Here is a 26,142-nt window from a genome sequence, read left to right on the forward strand (position 1 = left end):
ATGCAGTTATTAGAAACGGTACTTAATGAATGTGGCGTAGGTATTGCTTATGTTGAAATGGAATCAGATGGCTGCTATATCGAAGAAGAGCATATTATCTTCGTTAACTGCAGCCTCTCGCAAGAAGACAAAAGAAAAACAATTTATCATGAAATAAAGCATGTTGTAGATCACAAAGAATTTATTGAGCTCTACAAGATATTTTATTTCAGAACTAAAATGGAATATGAAGCTGATCGATTTATGATTGAGAATTTACTCTACGATTTTTTATCTGAATGTCATATCGATCCATATCAAATAAACATTTTTTCATTTATGGACTACTATGAACTAGATTACAATTGCGAATCTACTATCAGAAATCTTATTTTAGAAATGGTAAGAAACGAAGTTGCAGTTTAATTATTATTTTTTTGCCTGAAAAACGAACATACATTCTTGAAAAGGGATTCATTATGCCCGAAAAAAATTTGACTATACCAAACGTTTTTTTACTACAGAATGAAGCAAAATTTAATATTGACATGGATAACTACTTAAATTTAATACTAACAAATGATGTTTTGTCTCAAATAGAAATATCCGAAGGAGATATTGCGTTAGTAAAAAAACAACAGGCTTTCAAGATAAAGAGTTAGCAGTGTTAGAGTCCTAGAATGTCTAAGAAAGGTGTTGATTATCATGGCTAGTATCAAGCAACAAGAAAACGGAAAGTGGCGTTTTCGTATTCGATATAAAGATAACGGAAAATTTAGAGAAGTTTCGAAAAGTGGGTTTAGAACAAAGAGGGATGCACAAGCTGCGGCAAATGAACTTGAAAGACAATATAATAACGGTATTCAGATTGGAGCTAATAACATATTGATGGCCGACTATTTGGAGGACTGGCTCGAAATTTACAAAAAACCAAATATCAAACAATCAACTTATCTTAGGTTAGAACGTTCCATAAGACTTCATATATTACCTACGTTTGGAATGATGAGTTTAAAGGAAATAACCCGTACAGATATTGTTAAGTGGGTAAATGACCTAGACACAACAAAGCAACAATCAAGAAACACAATTCGATCAAATCTAAATGTGTTACACGATGCATTAGAGACTGCAGTCTATGAACTCAACTATCTTGAAAAAAATGTTGCCAAAAAAATAAAACTCCCAACCGCTAAAGAAGAACAGAAATTGAAATTCTATTCTAAAAATGAGCTTGCTCAAATGTTAGAATACTTATCCTCTTATAAATTAGGTAAATACGCTCATTCTATTCAATATTACGTCTTATTCTACCTGTTAGCGAGTACTGGTCTCCGATTAGGCGAAGCTTTGGCGTTAGAGTGGTCAGATATTGACGGAGATAAATTATCAGTAAACAAATCACTATCTTACGATGATCATAACAATTCCATAATTACGCCACCTAAATCAAAAACAAGTATTCGTACGATCAAAATTGATGATCGTCTTGTTCACCTGCTAAAAAAACATAAAATAAACAAGAATGAATGTATTTTGAGGTATCGGTCATACGATAGCCCAATAAATGAATCTATAGTATTTTCAAACGAAAACGGCAACTATTTGCGCCATTCAGTTGTTAGAGAATTTTTCTATAAAACATGTGAACGTGCGAATGTCCCTGTACTTTCCCCTCATGCTTTGCGGCATAGCCATGCAGTACATTTACTAGAATCCGGGGCAAACATAAAGTATGTCAGTACTCGACTTGGGCACAGCACTATAAGTGTGACTGCTGACATTTATATGCACATTACAGAAAAAATCGAAGATGGTTCTTTAAAACTCTACCAAAACTATATGAACGAAAAAGGAGCACTCAAAGAGCACTCCTAAATTTTTTTATTATTTTTGTGGCAAATTTGTGGCAAATGTCAATCACCCACTCCATGAAAAGCTTGAAATCATTGGTAATTTAACCTTAACCAACGCTGCCTTCCATCTCATAACTAATCAACCGATTCAACTCTACCGCATATTCCATCGGTAGTTCTTTTGTGAATGGTTCGACGAAGCCCATGACGATCATTTCTGTGGCTTCAGATTCGGTCAAGCCGCGGCTCATGAGGTAGTAAAGTTGTTCTTCTGAGATTTTGGAGACTTTTGCTTCGTGTTCCAACGAAACTTGGCTGTTGTGGATCTCGTTGAATGGAATGGTATCAGATTTGGACCATTCGTCCATGATGATGGTATCACATTCGATATGGGAGATCGAGCCGGCGCTGTCTTTTCCAAAGGTGACTTGGCCTCGGTAGTTTACTTCGCCGCCGTCTTTTGAAATTGATTTTGAGACGATCGAGCTTGAAGTGTTTGGTGCATTATGGATCATTTTTGCGCCTGTGTCTTGGATTTGGTTGGCTCCGGCAAATGCGATGGATAGCATGGTGCCTCGTGCGCCTCGTCCGTCTAAGTAGACACTTGGGTATTTCATGGTTGTTTTGGCTCCTAAGTTGCCGTCAATCCATTCAACAGTTGCGCCTTCGTAGGCTTTTGCTCGTTTGGTTACGAGGTTATAGACGTTGTCTGACCAGTTTTGAATCGTTGTATAGCGGCAGTAGCCGTCTTTACGGGTAAAGATTTCCACGATGGCTGCGTGTAGGCTGTTGCTTGAATAGGTTGGTGCAGTACAGCCTTCGACATAGTGGATGCTGGCGCCTTCGTCCACGATGATCAACGTACGTTCGAATTGGCCGGTGTTTTCGGCGTTGATTCGGAAGTAGGTTTGTAATGGGACATCGACTTTGACGCCTTTTGGTACATAGATAAACGTACCTCCAGACCAAACGGCTGAGTTTAGTGCGGCTAGTTTATTATCTGTTGGTGGCACGAGTTTTGAAAAGTATTCTTTGAATAGTTCAGGATACTCTTTCAATGCAGAATCTGTGTCGGTAAAGACGATGCCGAGTTTTTCGAATTCGTCTTTCATATTGTGGTATACGACTTCTGATTCGTATTGGGCTGAAGCGCCGGCTAAATAAGCACGTTCGGCTTCTGGAATACCGATTCGTTCAAAGGTTTCTTTGATTTTTTCTGGTACGTCATCCCAATCGCGAGCAGGTCGGTCACTTGGTTTTTGGTAATATTTGATGGCATTGAAATCAATGTCAGATAAGTCTGGTCCCCAGTCTTGCATAGGCATTTTGTTGAATGCTTCCAGAGATTTCAAACGAAACTCCAACATCCATTCTGGTTCTTCTTTGATTCGTGACATTTCTCGAACGACTTCTTCGGTCAAGCCTTCTCCTGTACTAAAAACGGGTTCCACATCGTCGTGGAAGCCAAATTTATATTCTTCTAATTCTGGTACGCCCATTTGCTCACTCCTTTTCCTTGTGCTCATGATGGACGGTTGCAGTACCGTCTTCTTCCATTGCTTTGCCTAGTGCTTTCCAGGCAAGTGTTGCGCATTTGATACGCGCGGGGAATTTTGCGACACCACTTAACATGGCAGCGTCCCCTAGTGATTCAAGCTCTGCGACTTCTTTTCCTTGGACCAGTAGTAAAAAGTCGTCCGTCAATTGCTCTGCTTCTGCAATTGTTTTGCCGCTGACAGCATCGGTCATCATTGAGGCACTGGCTGTGCTGATGGAGCAACCACTGCCGTCAAAGGCGATATTATTGATTTTGCCGTCTTTGATCTCGACTTGTAATTCAATGACATCCCCACAGGTGGGATTGTTCATTTCAATCTTATTCGTTGATTCCGTCAACGTGCCACGATGATGTGGATGGGATGAATGGTCCAAGATCACGTGACGGTAAAGATTGTCTAATTTAGATAGGGCCATGTTGGAAAAACTCCTTTGTTGCGAGAATTGCTTGGACGAAACGATCGGCATCTGCTTTTGTGTTATACATGTAAAAGCTGGCACGAGCTGTCGCAGCAACCCCTAGATACTTCAATAATGGTTGGGCACAATGATGACCGGCACGAACGGCGACGCCTTCCATATCAAGAGCAGTCGCTACATCATGGGGATGTAGATTCTCTAAATTAAAGGAAATCACGCCTGTACGATGCGCAGGGTCTTTTGGTCCATAGATCGTCAAGCCTTCGATTGCTTGCAGTTTTGGTAAGACATAACCAACAAGTTCTTCTTCATATTGATGAATGCCTGCTAGACCAATCGATTCAAGATAATCGATGGCAGCGCCAAGTGCGATCACACCGGCGATGTTTGGTGTGCCTGCTTCAAATTTCCAGGGAAGTTCTTTCCATGTGCTGTCTTGTAGGCCAACAAAGTCGATCATTTCTCCACCGAATTCAACGGGTTCCATTTGTTCCAACCATTTCCGTTTTCCATATAATACACCTGTTCCGGTCGTTGCGCACATCTTATGTCCGCTAAAGGCAAAGAAGTCACAGTCTAAAGATTGGACATCGATTTTGATGTGTGGGGCAGATTGTGCACCGTCCACCACCAAAATTCCGCCTTTTTCATGAACGATCGTCGCCAACTCTTGGATCGGATTGATGACACCTAATACATTAGAGGCATGGGCGACCGACACGATCTTGGTTTTTTCTGTAATGATCGAAGTGGCATGTTCTAGATCAAGAAAGCCTTCTTCGGTCAATTCGATGTATTTCAAAGTAGCGCCAGTTCGTTTTGCCAACTGTTGCCAAGGGATGATGTTCGAATGATGCTCCATGTAAGAGATCACGATTTCATCACCGGCTTTGACAAAGGCATCGCCATAGCTTTGTGCTACCCAATTCAAGCTTGTGGTCGTTCCACGAGTGAAAAGGATCTCGGCGGTCTCTTGAGCATTTAAAAAACGACGAACTTTTTCTCTGGCAGCTTCATAATCATGGGTTGCTCGCTCAGCTAATGTATGCACGCCTCGATGGACGTTGGCATTGTTTGCGGAATAATAATGCGTCATAGTCGCTAACACTTGTTTGGGTTTTTGCGTAGTCGCTGCATTGTCTAAATACACCAGGGGTTCGTCATTGACTTCCTGAAATAAGATCGGGAAATCTTGACGGATACGTTCTGGAGAAATCATACATTTAACTTCCCTTCAATAACTGCCACTAGTTCTTTGCGCACCGCTTCAACTGGGATCGCAGTTAAGACAGACCCTAAGAAGCCACGAATGACTAAACGTTCTGCTTCTTCTTTTCGTAAGCCTCGACTCATCAAATAATACATTTCTTCCGGATCGACACGTCCAACACTTGCGGCATGTCCTGCTGTAACTTCGTGTTCATCGATCAAGAGGATCGGATTGGCATCGCCTCTGGCTTTATCTGAAAGCATCAAGACACGGCTTTCTTGTTGGGCATCGGCACCTTTGGCTTTTTTCAAGATGTGTCCAATACCGTTGAATGTCAACGTACCACGTTCGCGGATCACACCATGTTGCAAGATATGTCCAATCGTATGTGGGGCTTTATTTGTCACCCGGGTATCGATTCCTTGCGTTTGTTTTCCTGAACTGATTGCCACGATCTTGACTTCCGCATGTCCGCCTTCACCGACAAGATCTGAATCAAAATCAGCGACGATATTCCCATCGTTCATCACTCCGATTGCCCAGTCCACAAAAGCATCCCGTAAGATATGTCCACGACGGTTCATATATGCTGTGACATTTTCGCCTAATTGATCGACTGCTGCATATTTGACTTTGGCACCGGCTTTGGCGATGACTTCAACAATGATATTCCCAGAGACTTTTTGTAATTCTTCTCCAGTTGTTTGGAATCGTTCCAAGTAAGAGAATTCACTGTGTTCATCTGCGACGATCAAGACGTGTTTAAAGAAGTGTTGCGAAAATGCGCCTTCTTGGATAAACAGGGATTCGATCGGTTCTTTGATGACCACGTTTTTTGGTACGTATAAGAACAAACCACTATTCATGAATGCGGCATGAAGTGCAGTCAATTGATCTTCGTCCATTTCAACCGCTTTCGTCATGTAATATTCTTGGACTAATTCAGGGTATTCTTGCATCGCCGTAAATAGATCTGTAAAGATCACTCCTTGTTCTGCAAGGTCTGCGGATAATTGCTCAAAGACAGTCAAGGTGCCTTGTTGCACGACTAATGGATTGTCTTTCATCGCATCAAATGCCGCAACATTTCCAGATTCAGGTGTCTGATCAGTCAACTCATTGATTGAAAACAATGGCCAACGGTGGAATTTCACACGTTCGATATGGGGCAATGGTAGTTCATCTGCTTTTTTCAGCGCCTCTTGACGAAGCGTCGTCATCCATTCCGGTTCACCTTTACTGAATGAAAAATCTGTAACAGCGTCAAGATGATCGAGCCATTTAATGTCTTTCATAGATGTGCTCCTCCTTACGCTTCTTCTTCTTTGTAGTCGATTCCTAATTCTTTACTGATGCCAGCATATCCTTCGGCTTCTAGGCGTTTTGCTAGATCTGCACTACCAGTCATCACGACACGACCTTCCATCATGATGTGGACGACGTCAGGTGTGATGTAGTTTAACAAGCGTTGGTAATGAGTGATGATCAAGGCACCAAAGCTGTCGCCACGCATTTCGTTCACGCCTTTTGCCACGACTTTCAGTGCATCGATATCTAAACCAGAATCGATTTCATCTAAAATCGCAAACGTTGGTTCTAACATCAAGAGTTGTAAGATCTCGTTACGTTTTTTCTCTCCACCAGAAAAGCCTTCGTTCAAATAACGTTCAGCCATTTCTTCTGGCATGTTCAAAAGTGCCATCTTTTCATCTAACTTTTTCAAGAATGACATGACAGAAATCTTGTCATCTTCCGGACGTGTCGCATTGATCGCTGCACGCATAAATTCGGCATTTGTGATTCCTGGAATCTCACTTGGGTATTGCATGGCTAAAAACAGACCTAAACGTGCACGTTCATCTACTTCTAGCTCTAACACATTTTGCCCATCAAAAAGGATTTCTCCTTCAGTTACTTCGTAATTCGGATTTCCCATAATTGCAGCAGACAAGGTCGATTTACCTGTTCCGTTTGGTCCCATGATGGCATGGATTTCCCCTGTTTTCATTGTTAAATTCACGCCTTTAAGGATTTTCTTGTCCTCAATCGACACATGTAGGTTTTTTATTTCTAAGACAGACATGTAGTTCCCCTCCATATTCTGATTCGTTCTCACTTATTTTAGACTAATTGAGAATGAAGCGCAACGCCCCGACCAGTTAAAAATGTCATAATTTTGATTTATTGCAAATAAAACATCATTTTCAATTGATAATCTTTATAAACTGAATAAAATAGTTTTGTTCGTTTTTTCTCAAAAAAAGTCTAGGAATCATTCCCAGACTTTACAGGTTTTATTTTGCATCCGCATCGACAGATTTTACGGAGCCTTCCCATTGTTCTTCGATCCATTGACGAACATCTTCTTGATGCAAGACTTCAATCAATTTTTTGATCTTGTCGCTGTCTTCGTCACCTTTACGTGTCGCAATGATGTTGACATATGGTGAGTTATCTTTTTCTAGTAATACCGCATCTTCTAATGGATTCAATCCAGCGCCGTAAGCAAAGTTCGCGTTGATAGCTACTAGATCACCTTCATCATTTTGGTAGGTAGAAGCCAATAATGCTGGATCGATCGTATGATTGAATTTCAAGTTTTTAGGATTTTCATCGATATCATCAAATGTGGCTGTTTCTAAATCAACGCCGTCTTTGACTGTCACTAAACCAGCGTCTTTCAAGATCGTGATGATCCGTCCCCAGTCAGATTCTGAATTTGAAGTAATGATCGTTGCGCCATCTTCTAATTCAGAAATGTCTTTGATTTTTTTTGAATACAAGCCCATTGGTTCGATGTGGACAGCACCCGCATTGACAAAATCATAGCCTTTTTCGTCGATTTCTTTGTTCAAGTAAGGGATGTGTTGGAAATAGTTCGCATCGATGTCGCCTTCTGATAATGCTTGGTTTGGCAAGACATAATCGTCAAATTTGACGATTTCCAAATCAATGCCTTCGTCTTTCAAAAGAGGTTTCACATGTTCTAAGATTTCCGCATGTGGTGTTGGTGATGCGCCGATTTTCAAGGTTGTATCGTCGTCTGATGCGTTTGATGAGTCACTACTGCTTCCACCGTTTCCACATGCGGCTAATCCAACTGTCAGTAAAAGCGTTGCTGCAAATCCAAAAATTTTCTTTTTCATATCCTATATCCTCCTATTTCCTACTATCTTTTATCTGTTTTCTTCGTTAAGAAATCCCCGATTCCTTGAACAATAAATACAATGACTAAAATAATCAAGGTAGCGACAAAAGTCACTGTTAAATTACCACGTTGGTAGCCTTCTTGCCAAGCCAAGCCACCTAGACCGCCGGCACCGATTGCACCTGCCATGGCAGTAAAACCGATCATCGAGATCGTTGTTACAGTCAAACCTGAGATCAAAGCCGGGACACTTTCAGGTATCAAGACTTTCCAAATGATTTCCCAATAGCTCGCCCCCATCGCATCTGCGGCTTCTAAGACCCCAGGGCTGACTTCGCGAAACGCGATTTCTACAAGTCGAGCGTAAAAAGGAGCAGCGGACAACACGAGAGCTGGAATCGCTGCTTGTGCGCCTAACATCGTTCCCACGATTGCTTTGGTAAAAGGAATGATCAAGACCATCAAGATCATGAATGGTGTCGATCGGAAAATATTACTAATGATCGAAACGATGCCGTAAATGATCCGCGCATACGGTTTGTTTTTGCGACCGATCGAGTAAAGGATCAAACCAAGGATCAAACCGATGATGGTTACTAAGACCATGGAGATCAACGTCATGTATAACGTGTCCATGATGGCTTGTTGCATCGTCTCCATGTTGATTTGGCTGAAATCAAGGTAGGTTTCTGTGAAGCTTTTATCCATGATGGATCACCTCCACTCCGACGCCTTGCTCTTTGATGAAGTTTTCTGCTTGGTCCAATTCGTTTTCCTCTCCGATCATCAAGGTAGTCAGTGAACCAAACGAGCCTTCTTTAGTTTGCTTGATTTTCCCATATACGACGTTGATATCCACATTGTAACGACGAATGGCTTGAGAAATCACTGGTTCGTTGGCGTTCGTTTCGTTGAAGGTCAATGTCACTAAGCGACCGTCTGGATTTTCTTTGATCAACTCTGCCAATAATTCAGTGGATTCAGCTTCTGGTTCGATGTCTTGTTGGACGAAACGTTTCGTGACTTCTTGTTGCGGATGACGGAAAACGGTCAACGCATCGCCTTCTTCTACGACTTGCCCACGCTCCATCACTGCCACTTTGTTACAGATTTTGCGAATAACGTTCATTTCATGAGTGATCAAAACAATCGTCAAGTTCAACTTTTTATTGATTGCTAATAATAAATCTAAGACCTCTTCTGTCGTTTGTGGGTCCAATGCACTTGTCGCTTCATCGCAAAGGAGGATTTCTGGTTCATTGGCTAACGCACGAGCAATCCCGACTCTTTGCTTTTGTCCACCGGATAATTGGGACGGATAAGCTTGTCCTCGTCCTTCCAAACCGACTAAACGGAGCAATTCTTCTGCTCTTTCTTTCCGTTGTTGTTTCGATACACCGGCTAATTCCAAAGGGAACTGGATATTTTCTAGTACGGTACGTGACCACAATAGATTGAAATGTTGAAAAATCATGCCGATTTTTTTACGAAAAACGCGTAATTCTTTATTTTTTAATTTAGTAATGTCTTGGTCGTTGACAATTACTTGACCATCTGTAGGTAATTCCAAGCCGTTCAACAAACGGACTAACGTACTCTTACCAGCACCGGAATAACCGACGATGCCGTAAATGTCGCCTTGTTCCACTTGTAGTGAAACGTCGTTGATAGCGTGGATCGTCCCATGTTTCCCGCCAAATGTTTTCTTGACATTCGTCAATTGGATCAATGACATATCGTTCACATCTTTCTTTACTTATTTTCTCTTAGACAACAAAAAAACTTTCGTCCTTTGCGTTTAGCAAAAGGACGAAAGTTTAGACTTCCGTGTGACCACCTTGATTCGCTGCTATTTCACAATAACAACCTCGTTCAGTACTTGACGCTAGTCGCATACTGCTGTGCTATAACGGGCACTCCCGTAGTCAGTTTGCTTGCGCTCACTCACTCTGCTCTAAGACCATCTTCCATCTCATTTCCGTTACCCTTTCACAGCAAACCGGGCTCTCTTGAAACATCTGTGACATGTACTCTTCTTATCAAAGCTTTCAATATGATTGTTTATGATTATAGCAGTTACAAGAATCAGTGTCAAACATTTATTTGAACATCGTGTTTCTTAAAGTGCGTCGAATTCTGCTGCATCGACATCTTTAAAACTCAATAACCACGCAGTCATTTCATCTTCATCGTTCAAAACAGCGATATTCTCACTGATTTTTTCATTCACAGATGAGACTGTTCCAGATAATGGACTTGCAAATTCAGTGACTGCTTTTTCTGCTTCTACTTCAACTAGTGCATCGCCTGCTTGATACGCTTTACCGATTTTTGGTAAGTTGGCAAACGTGATCTCACCTAGATCTTCTTGCGCTTCTTTTGTCAAACCTACACAGTATTCTTTTCCATTAAATAAAATCCAAAGGTTATCTTTCTTCTTTAAGTGTTTCCCAGCCATTTTAATTGAATGCTCCTTCGTATATTTTTTCATTAAAACCGATTGTGACCAGTTGATTGTCTTTGACGATCAATGGACGTTTGATCAACATGCCGTCCGTAGATAACAGCTGACTTGCTTCTGTGAGGGATAATTAATCGATTTGGTCTTTTAGACCAAGTTCACGGTACTTCATCCCGCTTGTATTAAAGACACGTCGAAGCGGCACATCGGAATGCTTCAACCATGATTCGATCGTTTCTGCCGTAGGCGTATCTTTGACCATGTCGACCGCTTGATACGTTACTTGATGATTGTCGAGCCAAGCCTTGGCTTTTCGACAAGTGGAACACTTTGGGTACTCATAAAAAGTAAACAACTTACGTTACCTCCTAGAATTTTTTACCGGTGCTTCATTTTGATAACGCATAGATAAGATCAATCCGATCCCAATCATATTCCCTAAGATCGATGAACCCCCTTGACTGATAAACGGCAATGGAATCCCAGTTAATGGAAGTAAGCCGATATTTGCGCCAATGTTTTCAAAGACATGGAATAAGAGCATCATGATCAATCCACTTGCGATATAGGCATAAAACTCATTGTTCGTATCGAAGCAGACACGTATCATACGATAAATCAATACAAAATACAAGAAAATGACAAATGCGCCACCAATAAAGCCAAAATTCTCGCCAATGACAGTGAATATCATATCCGATTCTCGGACTGGCACGTAAATGTTGCTGACGTTAAAGCCTTTTCCGAACATCCCACCTGTTCCGATTGCTAAAATCCCTTGGGCGGGTTGGAAGCTAAAGCCCGACGTATCATGAAATGGATCGAGCCAAGAATCGATTCGGGCAAATTGGTAAGATTTGAACCCAACAGTATATAGGAATTCTCTTCCTGATTCTGTGGTCACAAGGAAAATCGTTCCTGCCCCCACAATAAATGCTAAAGCAAAGATCGGACCAATGATTTTCCAAGAAATCCCTGACATCAAAAAGACGCCACCAAAGATCGCCAGAAAGACGAGCATCGTCCCAAAGTCTTTTTGCGCCATGACTAACGCAATCACAGGAATCGAAATGATCAACATCTTTGCAATCAGCCAAAAATCAGATTTGATTGTGCGAACTTTGACTTGCGTATTGTGCTTCGTTACGATCAACGCCAGCATCAAAATATAAGCGATCTTCATCAGCTCGGCTGGTTGAAATGTGACACTTCCAAAACGGAACCAGTTTTTTGAACCAGTACTTGCCGCCAGATTTTGGTCGTAAAATCGTAAGAGCAACCCCATGACAAGCAATCCTAGTCCATAGAGATACGGTGTCAATTTCCAGATCCATTTTGAATTGATCCGCATGACGATTGCAATCGCTACTGCTCCCACAAGGTACCAAATGATCTGCATCCCGACACCTCTTGTCACAGAAGGACCGTTTGGATCATGTGTCAATGCAACGTATAAGGATAAAATCCCAATCAAACATAATAAAAATACTGGTAGAATGACTCCGTAATCAATGCGGTTATCATTCGAAGTTTTTATTTTTTTTTCCATTTTTCATCCCTTTTCCTAAAAACCATACTGCCCTATATTATAGCTGTCTCCTTCTATAAATGAAAGCCAAAGCAAATGAGATTTGCGAAAAATTAATCTTATTCATTTCTCTTTATCCTTTCTTAAGATAAAAACGAAAAAAACGCTTATTCAAGGGAGAAGTTCTATTGATTCCGTCTGATATTTTTCATTTTTTCTTTTCCTTTTTATAGAAATCCAAGATCTCATTTCCTACTTCTAATAACCGTTCAGAGGTCAAATGGGTCCGTTGGATCAAATAGAACTGACGAGATTCAGCTAAAGGTTCAACGTGTATCCCTTTTGGTACTGCTCGTTTGGATAATATGGATCGTCCGATTCCTTCTTTCAACATCGCCACAATGACTTCATTACTTTTTACAAGCATTTTCTTCCCTTGGATATTCTTTTCTTCAAAATAACGTTGCGTGTAATGGAACACACCTGAAGAAGATTCCCTGACTAGCCATAGCTCACTCTTAGGATCACCTGCAACGACCAACGCATCTTCAAGTAAAGAAAAGCGTTGTACTCCGGTTGTTTCTAAAGGTTTTTCGATAAAACCAAAATCAGCTTCATGTTTTGCCACTTGCTTCAAACTCTCATGAGAATTCGCAAAAGCAATCGAAAACTTGATTTTTGGAAAACGCACGATCAACTCTTTCATCAATTGAGGCAATAAATACACCGCAAATGTATGGGAAGCGACGATCCGGCACACTTCTTCTTCATTTTTTTCATCCGCTAATTGTTGTTGTGTTGTTTCCCATTCTTCCAATAAAACCAATGTTCGTTCATAAAGCAAATCCGCTTGTTTTGTCGGTTTCATCTCTTGTCGTCCATTACGTTGGAAAAGTTCCACCCCAAGATCCCGCTCCAATTGTTTGATTTGATTGGACACCGCAGGTTGAGACAAATAGAGTAATTCAGCGGTTCGCGAAAAATTTCTTGTTTCATAAACGACACGAAAGGTTGTTAATAACTTAAACATCTAACCACTTCCATTATCTTTTTTTATAGTAACTATAATAACTATTTGATTTAAATATATCAAAAAGACTCTATAATGAAAAGTGTAAGGAACAGGTTGTGGACCTTCAGTTACACACACCTCACAGCCTTCCAGACAGCTTACTGCAACGATAAGGAGAAGCATCCATGCGATTTGTTTTTTCCCATTGAAAAACTTTACTATTCTTCGTAACAAGCAGTTTTCATCGTTGGCTACTTATCGTTGCAACGAGTCTGTCCTTGATTATCAATAAAAAAGGAGAGTAATGTATGAAGCATTTCTTGAAGATTGTTCCGATCCCGATTTGTGGGTTGATCCTTGGATTGACTTCTTTAGGGAATCTTTTAAAAGACTATCATTTGACACATGTAGGGAATTTTGTAGGTGCGATCGGTATGCTTTTGATGCTGTTGATCATCGGCAAACTGATCCTTTTATTTGAACACACGAAGCAACATCTATATGATCCAATCGTCGCTTCCGTCTCGCCGACCTTTACGATGTCTTTGATGGTCATCTGTACGTATTTTGTTTCTTTCAAATCAATTGCGCCAATCGTCAAATTGATTTGGTTAGCCGCAGTGATCTTCCAAATCATCTTGGTTCTGTACTTTAATTACCATCATGTAGTTAAAGCAGACTTGTCAATAGAAGCAATTTTTCCAAGCTGGTTTATCGTGTATGTTGGTTTTGGTGTCATCACAGTAACTGCTGGAAACTTTTCTCCGATCCTTGGAAAGATCTTCTTCTGGCTTTCGTTAGCTTGTTATGTCGTACTACTACCAATCATCATCCATCGAATTTTCTTTGTCAAAAATATGGCGCAACCAACCTTGCCATTGATTGCGATTCTTGCAGCACCTGGTTCTTTGTGCCTGACAGGGTACTTAAAAAACTTTGAAGACCCAAATTTGGCCTTAGTCATGACGTTGTTCCTTGTTTCGCAAGTACTTTACTTTATAGTTTTAGCCATGTTACCACGTCTGTTATTGCTTGATTTTTATCCAAGTTTTGCAGCCTTTACTTTCCCATTGGTAATCTCTGCTACAGCAATCTCTACTGCCACTGCTTATTTCCATCAATTAGGGTTTGCTACAGGGATCTTAGATGGATTGAAAGTCATCGAGTGTTTGATTGCCTGTGGCATGATCGCTTACGTCTTAGGACACTATGCCATCTACTTGATTAAAGAACACAGTCAACATAAACATCACCTTTCAAAGGGATTGATAGAATAGACTTCACCTTCTGTCTTTTTCACTTAGTAAAAAGGCAGAAGGTTTTTTTGTATTCACGAAGAAACAATTAAATGATACTATATTTTAGAAAAACTTTTTCTTAAATGAAAGGAAAGAATCAAATGAATGCTTTATTTACTTATATAAAAACGCTGAAAAAATTTGGTGGCCGAAAAATCTTACCCGGACTACTACTCGCCTTTTCTGTCGCAGTCATTAGTCGGCTACTGGGACCCTTTGTCCCTCAACTCGGTGCAGGAACGATTGCGATTTTACTTGGTATCGTCTTAGGAAACACCTTGTTTAAGCAACCTGAACTTGCGGTGGGTACCAAATTTGCCGAAAGTAAACTATTAGAATGTTCCGTTTTCTTGCTTGGTGCAACTGTGACGATCCAAACGATTGCACAGATTGGTATCAAAGGTGTAACTTTCGTGTTACTCCAAATGACTGTCACGATTCTTGGTGCCTATTTCATCGGAAAAAAACTATTGTTCAGCGATACATTTTCCTTGATGATGGCAGGTGGAAACGCCATTTGCGGTTCTTCAGCCATTGCTTCGATTGCTCCAGTGATCCATGCAGATGAAGAAGAAAAGGGCCAAGTCATTACCTTGGTCAATCTTTTAGGAACAGTGATGATGTTGACACTTCCCTTTTTAGGTCTCCAACTCTTTGGTGATCAACTGATCGAAAAAAGTGCACTTATAGGTGGTACTTTACAATCCGTTGGACAAGTTGTTGCTGGAGCAAGTCTATTAGATACTTCAGTCGTGCAATTTGCAATGCTGTTTAAAATCATGCGGATCATGATGCTTGTGGTCGTGGTCTTCCTCTTTGAAAAATTTATGAAAAAAAAACAGCCGGCCGTCTCTTCAACGTATACGCCAAAAAACCACAAACGAAAAATGCCACTTCCTTGGTACGTTTTAGGCTTCTTGATCGTGTGTTTAATCAACAGCTTCTTTACCATTCCCCATGTGATTGATCAAAGCGCTAGTTTTATTAGTGGTTGGTTTGAGGTCACTGCATTAGCCGCGATTGGCTTACGTTTGGATTTTGCAAAGTTCATGAAAGAAGGAAAACGATTCTTGACGTATGGATTGACTGTGGGACTTTTACAAACGATCATGGCTTTATTCTTTATTTGGTTGATCAAACTATAAGTAAAAATAAGCACCAACACCTCGGAAAGATTTTCTATTTCGAGGTGTTGGTGCTTATTTATCTGTGCTGTCAGCTAGTAGTACAGCCTAATGAGCTAAAATATTTTCAAGCACTAATAGTTGCCGTTTGATCACTAACCCATTTTCAGCTTTCCCCATATACCCAGTCAATTGTCCATTTTGCCCAATCACTCGGTGACAAGGAATAACGATTGGTAGAGGATTCAAACGATTGGCTTGACCAATCGCACGAGCTGCCTTTGGTTGCCCGATTGCCTGTGCCACTTGTTTATATGTGCGACTTTGTCCATAAGGGATTCTTGTGAGCACTCGCCAAACCTTTTGTTGAAAGGCTGTTCCTCTTTGGAAAGATAAAGGTACATCGAAAACGTGTCTTTCACCTGAAAAATACTCTTCCAGCTGTTGTTTTGCCAAGGATAAAATCTGAGCATTTGCTTCTTCATTTTCAGAAATTCGTTCAAAAGAGACAGCTGTTAATCCTTTTTGATCGGCATCAAGCCATAAAGGACCGATTGGTGTTTCAATTTTCATTTTTGTCCGCCTTCCTCCTCACTTATTTTATTTATCATCTATGATTCAAGAAAAAAAAGCAACCTAAAAGTTTATTTAATGCCATAGAGATGGTACACTGAATAAGGCGCTTATAACATATTTTATTTTTGTTATTTAAGCATACTTTTATTTATATAGGTTATATGAAAAAAACATGCTTGAAAGGAACGAAAACATGAAAATATCAATTGTCATCCCTTGTTTTAATGAAGAAAAAACTGTCCCACTTTTTTTTGACGAAGTCGAAAAATTTCGTGGCGATTACGAGTTCGAGTATCTTTTTATCGATGATGGGTCAAGTGATGGCACATTGGCTGCCATCAAAAAATTAGCGAATGTACATGAATCCGTTCGTTTTGTCGCTTTTTCACGAAATTTCGGAAAAGAAGCTGCACTATATGCCGGCCTGCAAGCCTCTACAGGAGACCTTGTCACTGTCATGGACGTCGATTTACAAGATCCGCCTGAATTATTACCAGTGATGATCGATAAAGTCATCAACTCCGATATCGATTGTATCGGTACACGCCGTTCTACTCGTGAAGGTGAACCAGCTATCCGTAGTTTCTTTGCGAAGAAATTTTACCAATTGATCAATAAAATCAGTGATACTGAAATGATTGACGGTGCAAGAGATTATCGCATGATGACTCGCCAAATGGTGGATGCGGTCTTAGAATTAGCGGAATACAATCGCTTTTCAAAAGGACTATTCAGTTGGGTAGGATTCAAAACTGAGTATCTCTCATTTGAAAATCGCGAACGCGTTGCCGGTGAAACGTCTTGGTCATTTTGGAAATTATTCAACTATTCAATTGATGGGATCGTCAATTTTTCTGACACGCCATTGAACATCGCCTCATTTGTTGGTGCATTATCATGTATCGGTTCAGGAATCGCCATATTATTTATTATTTTACGTGCGTTATTATTTGGTGATCCAACTTCCGGTTGGCCTTCACTCGTCTCGATCGTTTTATTCATCGGCGGAATCCAACTCCTTTGTCTTGGCATCATTGGGAAATATATCGGGAAAATCTTCCTAGAAACGAAAAAACGCCCAGTCTATATCGTACGGGAAACTGAAAAACAAAAAGCCCACCAAATTGGGGAACAAACAGATAAATAAGTAATGAATGAAGCTATCCTTTCAAATTAGAGGGTAGCTTTTTCTTTTATGATAGCCAGTTAAAATAACTCTCATTATAAAAAATATTTTAACTGATTGCGTTTTATCTATCCATTCATTGCGTATACTTATAGATGATAACGTTTCTATCTGTTAATTATAGCTGATAGCATTTTTTATGTTAGATTTTTGACTAATCCGTAAGAATGGAGTTATTACATGGATAATTTTTTAGTAATAGTTGCTTACTTTTTTCTCTCTCTTCTCTATATATTTTTATTCTCATTGGCTTTTTTTTTTTTGAAAATGGAAAAATATCGTAAACAAATCTTCGAGAATAAATACTTATTACCAGATATTGAATACACAAAAGAGTATTATTTGATTACGAAAAGAAGTAATCTATTTGTTTTTACTGGCTTAACTTCTTGTATCATAGCTGGCATATTTTTGATAAATAACAAATATTACTTAACTTTAGGATGCGCCTTATTTGCTGTACTCTGCTTACACTTATCTCTAGACAAATGGCGATACTTTAAAAGAACAATCTCTCAAGGTTACCTAGTAACCTACAGAAAAAACTATATTCTATCTATTTTTTTACAGAACCAGAAGAGCAACAAAAGATTCTTTCTAGGCAAAGAGTCATGCTTGTACTCGCATACCTAGGAGCTTTTTCAGCAATTATAATTGTAAATTGTATTCTTTGTTCTAAAATTTTTGATTTGTAAGAATGATTAAGTAAATTTCCCCTGTAAGGCACTATGCAGAAAGTTATTCAAGAAGCTTTACATATTTATAAAAGAGGAGAAACAGCATGCATAATTTCTTGGTTATGACCAGTTATTTTTTTCTATTACTTATGTTAATTACATTAGTATTCTTAAGCTACATAAACACTAAGATAGAAGTGTTCAAAAAGACAGTAATTAAACGTAATATTCTGAGTTTCAGTACAGCTGAAGCAAATGAATATATTCCGATTCTTAGAAAAAGTAATCGTTTTATACTTTTCTCATTAATTTCTTGTATTTTGTCAATTTTTTTTATAACCGAGAATAACATACCTTTCTCCATACTATTTATTATCCTAGGTATAATTTTTTGTCTTGTAGCTTTACAAAAATGGCGATATTTAAAAAAAACAATTTTAGCAGGATATTTAATCATTACTAAAAAAAAGAATCATTTTACTTATTTTTTCACTAATTTAGAAGAGAAACAAAAAATCCTGTCCTGGCAAAGCAAAATGATCTACTCAGTTTACTTGATATTTATTTTTGGTTCCTTGTCACTGTTTATTGGTTTAATGACTACAGTTTAACAAGATAAACCAAAGTGCTTTTCAACTTTGATTTATCTTGTTTCCTGATTGTTATGCTCCAATAAAATGAGAATATATCCCCATTAAAGTGATACCAATTACTGCTAGTGCAGCAACAACGGTTGAAATAGAACCAGTAATACCAACAATAATTGCTCCTATAGCACCTATGATAGCTGAACCGTACGCATAAAGCAGTACAACGGCTGTGGTTGATACCAATACCCCAACAATTAGCTTAGTATCCCACTCAAACGTCCCATTCTCCAACTGTTCTACGACGTCCTGATAAACTGGATCTGGTAAGGGGGAATCAACAAGCGGACGTAAGTAAATCTCAATCTCTAATTGAAATTTGGATGTAATTTCATGGTCTCCGTGCTTCAACTCTTTCTCAAAGGTCATCAAGATACGTGTACCTATTAACCCTTCTTTCGTTGCTAATCCAACTGCAATCGCTCCATTATCTACTTTTGGTCCAAGTTCGTTGATGACATCTTCAAAACTTTTTGTGTCTCCTTTAAGATACTCACTGTATTCCACGATCGACTCAGTGATTTCATTGTAATAAGGAGACATATCCACTTTTTTATCCTTCACTAATACAGAAATCCCATATTCTTCTCCTGAAATAGACCACTCCATATGAGGTTTCAAATAGACCACGTAATTTGGTGCTGGCTCTATACGTACTTCTTGTTCAAATTCAAATGCTGTTTCTGCTACACCGAAATTTTTATACAGCTTCAATAACTCTCTTTTCGCAATTGCTTCTGGCGATACAGAAAAAGATGAAATACCTCGATCTCTACCTGACACAGCAACTTTATCGATACCTACTCCCGCTGTGGTCAGTTCAATAAACTGATCAAATGCCCATTGTTTAGGCATAGGAAATCCTAAATTACCACTAAAGCCTGAGGACATATTAGATACAAAAGCTTGAGTTGCATAACTCGCATCAATGATTTTCTGACAAACATTTCTAGTACCATAAACGCCAACATTATATGTCTGGTCTGATGAAAGAATTGACCATACTCCCGCAAAATAAGGTAAGACGGTTCCGGGGATATTTCCGTCTTGAATATCCACATCACATGCAAAATAAATGGTTGTTCCTAAAGGAAAACCTAAGTTATATGCTGCTTCAATCGCCAGTTTTCCATCTTTTAGGCCTTGATCTTGCGTGAAATAAGATTCATACCAACCGCCATCTTGGTAGATAGGAAAAATAGCTAAGCCAACTTGTGTAATTGCTTCTATCTCTTCGAATGATAAACTTTTATCACGTTCGTCGGCTCCTGTTCCAACCGTACCTGTCAAGTAGCGTCCAACAATCGAAAAACCTTGTGATTTCAAACCTTCCGCTGTTTCTTTAGTCAAAATTGTCGAGGTGTCAAAGGCCTCTGCTGAACGATTCGTGTTCCCGTTTGATGTTAGTAAACCTTTCATCACGGTTAAATCCGACGTTTGATTATACGGTGGCAATACCATAAACTGTCGGAAAGCAAGAATTTGCTCCGCAATATATGACGTAAAGTTTCCTGAAAAATCACCTTGTTTGTTATAACCGTTCACATAAAGACCGTATTGCAAAATTCGAACAAATGGACCGATGTCTCCTTGATTTAGTACTGGGGTACCCGCTTCAGTCCCAGGACCATAATTACCATTTGCTGTATTTGTATCCATACCAATTTCTGCTTGAAGACCATAAATCAATGCTGTATTGGTTTGACGCTGATAAACGCCATCACAAGGCAAAATCCCCGTATATTGCCAGTACTCTCGATTCAATCCTTGTTGCATCGAGCGAATCGTCGCATCTCCACTTGGTACTAAAACAAAAGCGCTCATATCAAACAAGGCTTTGGCCCATGTGGAATCTAATGTACTATTGACTGATTCAAATCCTGCGGCAATTTTTAACTGCTTTATTGCATTGTCATTGTCCGTTGTGTAAATGGTATTAAACTTTCCAGTTCCCATTCCTTTACAACGAAATGCACCATCAATCAACTTTACAAAATTACTTTCATATGTGTTGATTAGATTGGGGGTGACTTCTTTATCCCATAAAGCAGAAGTGGTAGCACCGAAGTTATCAACTAATGTCGTAATTCCTAGTTCATGTTGTACCGCTCGAATCAATCCATAAATCGTATTCCATCCAGTATAACCATCTTCCGGTACTGAACCAAAGCCTGCTACATTTCCATATGTCTCATTCAACCATTGCTGTACCTCTAACACCCAAGGATCACGTGTTTGTTTTGCTTTCTTATCCATTCTTTTCACTCCTCAACATTATTTTGATTCGAATCACTTAGATATGTTGAGATTTTTTAGAATTTGTGACAGTATTCAGGAAATATTTTTCTTGAAGCAAATATTTTTTTAAGCGTTTCTTCATTCTCTCCACTCTTTTACGCACTGACGGATGGTAGTCCTTTTCTGAAAACATGATTTTCGCTGCTTCAGAACAAGTAAACCCTTCAACTAGCAATGAAAAGAAGAACCCATCAAGTGGTTCTTGCTTTTGATAATTACAAACCATCTCTTTTAAATCGATAGTTGAATCAATTTCCACCGATGACTGACTCTCTATAAATCCAGGATCTAAAGATTGCCAACGCCCAGCATCATAAGTAATCCCATTTTTGTCATTCTTATTGTTTGAACTTTTTTTGTAAAGACGCCATACATCTTTCTCAGCAATTGCTAAGCGATAGAGAAACAAATTTTTAAACTTCAACTCTTTCTTCTTTCTTTCCAGTCGATAATCTTCAATCGCTTTCCATGTAGCTAACAGATAAGTACTATAAAAATCTTCAAAAGGTATGTATACGCCCAATTTCTCTGCTGAAATTTGGGCATTTTTAGCACTTTTTTTTAAATATGGAAAAAAATCTCTGAGTATTGCTTCCAGTAACTCTCCATTTTGTTCTATTACATACAAATCCACTCTTTCTGTTATGCTTATCCAAAAACTCATCATTAGCCACTCCATTCATTCTTTTGAAAGGATATGTCGATAAGTTGAATAAATCTGTGACATAGAATCTACTCTTTATTTTTCTATTTTTTGGATATTAGCTGCCTTTTTTAATTTCTGTTCAATCGATTCGATGATCTGACGAAAATATTTTGTTAGATTTGTTTCTGCCATATTCTCTAAAATACTTCCGATTTCCGTCAGTACTAAGAATGTTGTAAATACTTGCACTAGTGTGAATTCAAGTTGAACATTATTTTTTGATAGAACGATGTCCACGACGCCTGTCAAAATCAATAAAATAAAATGACTAAGCTTCTTCCACAGACCTTGCCAGCTCAAATTAGAATACCAAGTTCTTTGTACTTTCGCTTTTAGCCAACCAGTGAATAAATCTAATAAAATCAACAAAAAGAAGATATGAATCAATTCTTTTTCAGTTTCAAATAAATGTATAAAAATCTCCATTTTACTAAACATTATCTCCCTCTTAACTGATAACTTCGCAACATTTTTCGTAATAGAATTTACGTGAAGCTAATCCATTGTATCCACCATTTACTTTAAATGTCACTTGTTCAACAGTAGGTGATAATAAACAGAAATCATTCATCCCATTGACCTCCCACCAATAGCCAGCACTTGACCAAGGATATCTTTCAGCCACATAAGTTACTCCTTGATTGACAACTTCTGGATCTGCGATTGATAAAGAAAACTGTGTATAGTTATAACGACCAGTTAGTTGAATAAACCCTGCCCCTTTGAATTTTCTACCATCCCCACTAAAAACATTGGCTCTTTGTCAATAAGGACTGATGAGTTGTGCAAAATCAAATCTGGGTCAGAATGAACCTCATTCTGGCTCAGATTTTTTGTTATCTTACTTTGATTAATTGATTGATCAAAAAGATTCTAATTCTCATGTTCTCGAATGATTTAAATCCGTAGGATACTCGTTTCATTGTCTTTATGTGGGTATTCTTCGCTTCTATTTTTCCATTGGAATAAGGATAGATCATTGCGTTGGTGATGCCTTCTTCATAGGTCAGAAGGTTTTGAAGCTTTTCCCGAAAGCTGTCATCCAACGTTTCGGGAAGTTCTGCTAATAAGGAGAAAAATAAGTCAGGGTCTTTGTCTCGAAAGGCTTCAACTAATTCATGAAAAAAGGGATACGCCTCCTTTAGGGGCGTAGAAAACTCAAGCAATCGATCAATCATCATTGCTTCAGTAAGAAATGGGTATTTTGGTGCTCGGAAACTTTTCCATGTTTTGTATTCATAATGGTTGATGTTTGCACGATTTTTTAGCAAAAAGCGCCAGTTCTTTTTCAGTTTTTCTGCCTGGCTTTTCTGTCCTGCTTTACGAAGTTCATTCATTTCACGGATACGCAACTCATTGAACGCTTGATTCATGTGTTTGACAATATGAAACCGATCAATCACTATTTTCGCATTTGGCAGAACACGTTTGGTGAGCTGGAAGTAGGCGGCGTTCATGTCTGTCACCAAGAATTCTACTTCTTCTGGATTGGTACACTTTAAGAAATAGCTTGTTAATCGAGGTAATTTACGCGTAGGCAAAACATCTATTAATTTTCCTGTTTCGCCATCTGCGCAAATAAAGCTCATTTTATCTTCTATGGAAGCATGCGAACGAAATTCATCAACCATCAATACTCTTGGGAGAATCTTCTTAGATTGCTTTGGTAAATAGCTTTTAAACTCTTTCAATGTACGAATAACAGTGGTCAAAGATACCTGACAGCTTTTCGCAATAAAAGATAAAGATACTTTTTCAGTCAGTAAAGAAGCAATTTTATATCTAACATGATTTGCGATTGAATGTCTGGATTGGACAAAATAACTTTGAGCAGTCCAATGGGTTCGGCAGTTTTTACAGGTATAGCGCTGCTTTTTTAGGCGCATAACCAAAGGCATATGATTGTATTGTTCAAAACGGACAATCGTTTCTTTTTTTCCATTTTTCACTATAATTGCTTTCCCGTTTCCATCTACCACAGTAGAACCACAACTTCTACAAGCACGAGGAGTAGGCGAGAGAACAGCATCGACGACCAACGTCTTTTTCTTCTGAAGGGTCTCGTAAGAGACCTCTGTAATCATCAAATCTTTCTCTATTATTCTCAGCATTTTTTTGATAGAATCATTCATATAGCATATCGTCCTCTCAGTTGTTTATTTTGTGGTGATTTAATCATACTAGAGAACGATATGTTTTTTAATACCTAAAATGAAAATGGGACTGAAGAATCAATTCTGATTCATCAGTCCCATAAATTATAGAGCCAAAACATTTCCAAGGTCACTACGCCCTTCATAAGCTTCTCCAGAAGCAAGTTCTATGCGCCATTTCCCACAACCTGACTCGTGACTACACTGGCTAATAAAATGCTGTAAAAGATTAAGTTCAGTGATACGATACACGTTGATGCACTGATTTAAATCGTTGATTATCTGCTCTGAAAAATTACTCCATCCAATTGCTTCAAGTTGGCTCCTAGTAATCTTTCGCGTAAGTGTATCATTCGACTCTTTCATGATCATCAGCTCTTGCCCAACTAAAATAAAGTCAGGATTTTTGATTCCATTCCATTGTTGTAATTGACTAACTGATACCCCAAATTTTTCACCAATCCTACTTAACGAATCTCCAGATTTTACAACATACTTCATTTTGATTCTCCTCTCAAAATTTTTGCGTATTTAAATACGTTTAATATGTCGATAAAATGAAGAAAATTGTGACAAAAAAGCATCGGCAGAATACCGATGCTTTAAATCGCTTATTTATTTAATGACTTATAAATAGATTGAGCACAAAAAATACTGGTTTATGGAATTATTTTTTTCATAGGATACATAATGACTTGATGTTCTTTCACTTCCTCGCTGAATAAAAACAATCTATCTGCTTCGATCCTGTACTTATGATCTTTGATCACATTTGCATAGTTCACACTTGCTGGATCTGGTTCTAAATAGAAGTTATCTTGATTAACCGAATATATTCCAGCATACTCTATCAGCCCAGACAGATTGATTCGCTGTACTTCACCTGATTCATTGAAGATCAAAATACCCCCTCCCTCCAGTTTCCAGGAATACTTAATCAAGAGATCGTGTAACTGGTCGTGGGAAATATCGCTTTTTATTTTTAATTTCTGATATGCTTCATCGAGTTTTCCCGGACCAGGAAAGGCTTTTTTATATTCCTCGAATGTTAAATCGTCTGAATCAGCTATTTCCTGTGATTGAGTGCTTTCTTTTGTTTCCGGAACGCTGTCACTCATTTCAAATTGTCTTGTATTTGTTTCGCTACTACAGCCAGCCATTAGTAATAGAAATAGCAGGATGGATATTATTCGTTTCTTCATTCTATTTGATCACTCTCTCTTCATTTCAAAAAATAGAAAGAGGCTTCTTCCCAAACAGTCTATTTTTAGTTTAGCAAATCATTCTTATCAGCAACACTCAGCCATAACCTTCTATACCATTGCCACTTTGTATCAGAAATGTTGAAGTATCTATAGTAATATCCTCCATCCCATACACCAGTTCCATAATCTTGCACATAATCACCTAGAAAATAAAACTGATTATAAGACATTATTGCATGGATACCCGCAATGCCATTGTCCTCTATTGTAAATAAAGGTGCTAATTCGTTGCATCTTATCCCACTAGCTGACGAAGTACTACCTGAACTAGGATTATAAATTTGAACTGAGAACCCTGTGGCATTAATACTATATAGTTTAGCCTTTGGTAACAACTCTTCTGTACTTAAATTATCTGTTGAATTTTTATCTTCTCCTTCGATGATATATGTGCCAGGTTTTGGTTTTTGTGTCGTCAACTTGTCTTTTGAAAAAGGTAGATTATCTACATCAATCCCCTGTTCTTCAAGTTGTTGTATTGCTTTTTGGTTATCTTCTTTCGAAATAACAATACTTTCAGGATCAATTGCTCGAATTGCTGCATCTGCAACCTCAGTATGCATTCCACTAACTATCAAACCAAACAGCATTGTAAACCCCATCAATACTTCCTTCATTTTTTATTCTCTCCTTGATCTTCAATTATAATTCATTACCAAGTGTGTTTATATTTTCGATTTTAGAAGATATCTTCACCAATATAATAAATTATTCGAATAAACTATGACTTCTTAATTATATATATTTATATAAATATAAATATATATAATTAGTTATTTAACATTCAAAGATTTCCTACTCATTTTTGCTCATTTATTTTACTTTTATGTAAACACACTACCTAGTACCAGTATAAAAAATAATGGCTTTTGATACTGATATAGAAATTCCTCACTCATATTTCCTAAATCAAAAAATGCCAATGGTTTTCGAATTTTTTATCACTTTAAGTTGCAAATCATGATACGGCACAGGCAAGGCTTTTTAATGAAATGAAAAAGAGCTCACTTCTGTTTTTGTCATTTATTCGGTTTTAAGGTG

At 38.5% G+C, this 26,142-nt stretch carries 25 protein-coding genes, 1 pseudogene and 1 other annotated feature; of the genes and pseudogenes, 5 read left to right on the plus strand and 21 right to left on the minus strand.

Translation table 11 applies throughout. From position 1 onward, the window contains the following. A complete protein-coding gene (locus HZ311_RS04645) occupies window positions 1–405 on the plus strand; it encodes an ImmA/IrrE family metallo-endopeptidase (protein WP_178946505.1) in 405 nt (134 codons plus the stop codon). 279 nt (window positions 406–684) lie between these two features. Further along, window positions 685–1,857, plus strand: coding sequence for a site-specific integrase (locus tag HZ311_RS04650; RefSeq protein ID WP_178946506.1), 1,173 nt, complete (start codon window positions 685–687; stop codon window positions 1,855–1,857). Window positions 1,858–1,942: 85 nt separating this feature from the next. Here HZ311_RS04650 and sufB read toward each other — a convergent pair whose 3' ends face one another. The 12 genes and pseudogenes from sufB to HZ311_RS04710 all read right to left on the minus strand — a co-directional run bounded on the left by sufB (window position 1,943) and on the right by HZ311_RS04710 (window position 13,189). Continuing rightward, window positions 1,943–3,334: a Fe-S cluster assembly protein SufB gene (sufB, locus tag HZ311_RS04655; protein ID WP_010734640.1), complete on the minus strand. Its 1,392-nt coding sequence runs from the start codon at window positions 3,332–3,334 to the stop codon at window positions 1,943–1,945. 4 nt (window positions 3,335–3,338) lie between these two features. Continuing rightward, window positions 3,339–3,809, minus strand: coding sequence for a Fe-S cluster assembly sulfur transfer protein SufU (gene sufU, locus HZ311_RS04660; protein WP_178946507.1), 471 nt, complete (start codon window positions 3,807–3,809; stop codon window positions 3,339–3,341). Then, on the minus strand, window positions 3,796–5,031 hold the full coding sequence (locus HZ311_RS04665) for a cysteine desulfurase (RefSeq protein WP_023520251.1): 1,236 nt from the start codon (window positions 5,029–5,031) through the stop codon (window positions 3,796–3,798). The genes sufU and HZ311_RS04665 overlap by 14 nt, the downstream gene beginning before the upstream one ends. Further along, window positions 5,028–6,317, minus strand: a complete 1,290-nt coding sequence (sufD, locus tag HZ311_RS04670; RefSeq protein ID WP_019724375.1) for a Fe-S cluster assembly protein SufD — start codon at window positions 6,315–6,317, stop codon at window positions 5,028–5,030. The genes HZ311_RS04665 and sufD overlap by 4 nt, the downstream gene beginning before the upstream one ends. 14 nt (window positions 6,318–6,331) lie before the next feature. After that, on the minus strand, window positions 6,332–7,105 hold the full coding sequence (gene sufC, locus HZ311_RS04675; RefSeq protein ID WP_010734636.1) for a Fe-S cluster assembly ATPase SufC: 774 nt from the start codon (window positions 7,103–7,105) through the stop codon (window positions 6,332–6,334). Window positions 7,106–7,316: 211 nt separating this feature from the next. Beyond that, window positions 7,317–8,168 carry a MetQ/NlpA family ABC transporter substrate-binding protein gene (locus HZ311_RS04680; RefSeq protein ID WP_023520252.1) on the minus strand — a complete coding sequence of 284 codons (852 nt, stop codon included), beginning with the start codon at window positions 8,166–8,168 and terminating at the stop codon, window positions 7,317–7,319. Between the two features lie 23 nt (window positions 8,169–8,191). Next, window positions 8,192–8,878, minus strand: coding sequence for a methionine ABC transporter permease (locus tag HZ311_RS04685; RefSeq protein ID WP_010734634.1), 687 nt, complete (start codon window positions 8,876–8,878; stop codon window positions 8,192–8,194). Next, entirely contained in the window at window positions 8,871–9,905 is a 1,035-nt protein-coding gene (locus HZ311_RS04690) for a methionine ABC transporter ATP-binding protein (RefSeq protein WP_010734633.1), read from the minus strand. The genes HZ311_RS04685 and HZ311_RS04690 overlap by 8 nt, the downstream gene beginning before the upstream one ends. Before the next feature lie 67 nt (window positions 9,906–9,972). Then, window positions 9,973–10,222, minus strand: a binding site (T-box leader). 67 nt (window positions 10,223–10,289) lie between these two features. Beyond that, window positions 10,290–10,628 carry a glycine cleavage system H family protein gene (locus HZ311_RS04695; RefSeq protein WP_010734632.1) on the minus strand — a complete coding sequence of 113 codons (339 nt, stop codon included), beginning with the start codon at window positions 10,626–10,628 and terminating at the stop codon, window positions 10,290–10,292. A 1-nt stretch (window position 10,629) separates the two neighbouring features. After that, window positions 10,630–10,986, minus strand: a pseudogene (locus tag HZ311_RS04700) (arsenate reductase family protein). Window positions 10,987–10,992: 6 nt separating this feature from the next. Next, window positions 10,993–12,180, minus strand: coding sequence for an FtsW/RodA/SpoVE family cell cycle protein (locus HZ311_RS04705; protein ID WP_010734630.1), 1,188 nt, complete (start codon window positions 12,178–12,180; stop codon window positions 10,993–10,995). A gap of 187 nt (window positions 12,181–12,367) precedes the next feature. Continuing rightward, window positions 12,368–13,189, minus strand: a complete 822-nt coding sequence (locus tag HZ311_RS04710) for a LysR family transcriptional regulator (protein ID WP_178946508.1) — start codon at window positions 13,187–13,189, stop codon at window positions 12,368–12,370. A 290-nt stretch (window positions 13,190–13,479) separates the two neighbouring features. On the opposite strand from HZ311_RS04710, the gene HZ311_RS04715 reads away from it, so the two are divergent. Next, window positions 13,480–14,448, plus strand: coding sequence for a TDT family transporter (locus HZ311_RS04715; RefSeq protein ID WP_010734628.1), 969 nt, complete (start codon window positions 13,480–13,482; stop codon window positions 14,446–14,448). 122 nt (window positions 14,449–14,570) lie between these two features. Next, window positions 14,571–15,614 (plus strand): YeiH family protein, encoded by a 1,044-nt coding sequence (locus HZ311_RS04720; RefSeq protein ID WP_023520254.1) that lies wholly within the window; start codon window positions 14,571–14,573, stop codon window positions 15,612–15,614. 87 nt (window positions 15,615–15,701) lie between these two features. On the opposite strand, the gene HZ311_RS04725 is transcribed toward HZ311_RS04720, so the two are convergent. Further along, window positions 15,702–16,166, minus strand: a complete 465-nt coding sequence (locus tag HZ311_RS04725) for a methylated-DNA--[protein]-cysteine S-methyltransferase (protein WP_010734626.1) — start codon at window positions 16,164–16,166, stop codon at window positions 15,702–15,704. Window positions 16,167–16,362: 196 nt separating this feature from the next. On the opposite strand from HZ311_RS04725, the gene HZ311_RS04730 reads away from it, so the two are divergent. Then, on the plus strand, window positions 16,363–17,316 hold the full coding sequence (locus HZ311_RS04730; RefSeq protein WP_137072797.1) for a glycosyltransferase family 2 protein: 954 nt from the start codon (window positions 16,363–16,365) through the stop codon (window positions 17,314–17,316). Window positions 17,317–18,694: 1,378 nt separating this feature from the next. Here HZ311_RS04730 and HZ311_RS04735 read toward each other — a convergent pair. The 8 genes from HZ311_RS04735 to HZ311_RS04770 form a co-directional block, all read right to left on the minus strand. Next, window positions 18,695–20,935: a glycoside hydrolase domain-containing protein gene (locus HZ311_RS04735; protein WP_137072800.1), complete on the minus strand. Its 2,241-nt coding sequence runs from the start codon at window positions 20,933–20,935 to the stop codon at window positions 18,695–18,697. Window positions 20,936–20,972: 37 nt separating this feature from the next. Further along, a complete protein-coding gene (gene bacL2 / locus HZ311_RS04740; protein WP_023520258.1) occupies window positions 20,973–21,641 on the minus strand; it encodes a BacL2 family protein in 669 nt (222 codons plus the stop codon). A 75-nt stretch (window positions 21,642–21,716) separates the two neighbouring features. After that, window positions 21,717–22,121 (minus strand): phage holin family protein, encoded by a 405-nt coding sequence (locus HZ311_RS04745; protein WP_023520259.1) that lies wholly within the window; start codon window positions 22,119–22,121, stop codon window positions 21,717–21,719. 10 nt (window positions 22,122–22,131) lie between these two features. After that, a complete protein-coding gene (locus HZ311_RS15730; RefSeq protein WP_232092502.1) occupies window positions 22,132–22,308 on the minus strand; it encodes a hypothetical protein in 177 nt (58 codons plus the stop codon). A gap of 211 nt (window positions 22,309–22,519) precedes the next feature. Further along, the gene (locus HZ311_RS04755) at window positions 22,520–23,815 is read right to left on the minus strand and encodes an ISL3-like element ISEfa11 family transposase (protein WP_010734358.1); all 1,296 of its coding nucleotides are present in this window, start codon (window positions 23,813–23,815) and stop codon (window positions 22,520–22,522) included. 126 nt (window positions 23,816–23,941) lie between these two features. Further along, a complete protein-coding gene (locus tag HZ311_RS04760) occupies window positions 23,942–24,337 on the minus strand; it encodes a LysM peptidoglycan-binding domain-containing protein (protein ID WP_232092503.1) in 396 nt (131 codons plus the stop codon). A 158-nt stretch (window positions 24,338–24,495) separates the two neighbouring features. Beyond that, complete coding sequence (locus HZ311_RS04765; protein WP_010734618.1) at window positions 24,496–25,038, minus strand: hypothetical protein; 543 nt, start codon at window positions 25,036–25,038, stop codon at window positions 24,496–24,498. 65 nt (window positions 25,039–25,103) lie between these two features. Continuing rightward, on the minus strand, window positions 25,104–25,718 hold the full coding sequence (locus HZ311_RS04770) for a hypothetical protein (RefSeq protein ID WP_023520262.1): 615 nt from the start codon (window positions 25,716–25,718) through the stop codon (window positions 25,104–25,106). Between the last annotated feature and the right edge of the window lie 424 nt (window positions 25,719–26,142).

Origin of the sequence: Enterococcus mundtii (assembly GCF_013394305.1) — a bacterium.
In the GTDB taxonomy this organism is placed as follows: Bacteria; Bacillota; Bacilli; order Lactobacillales; family Enterococcaceae; genus Enterococcus_B; species Enterococcus_B pernyi.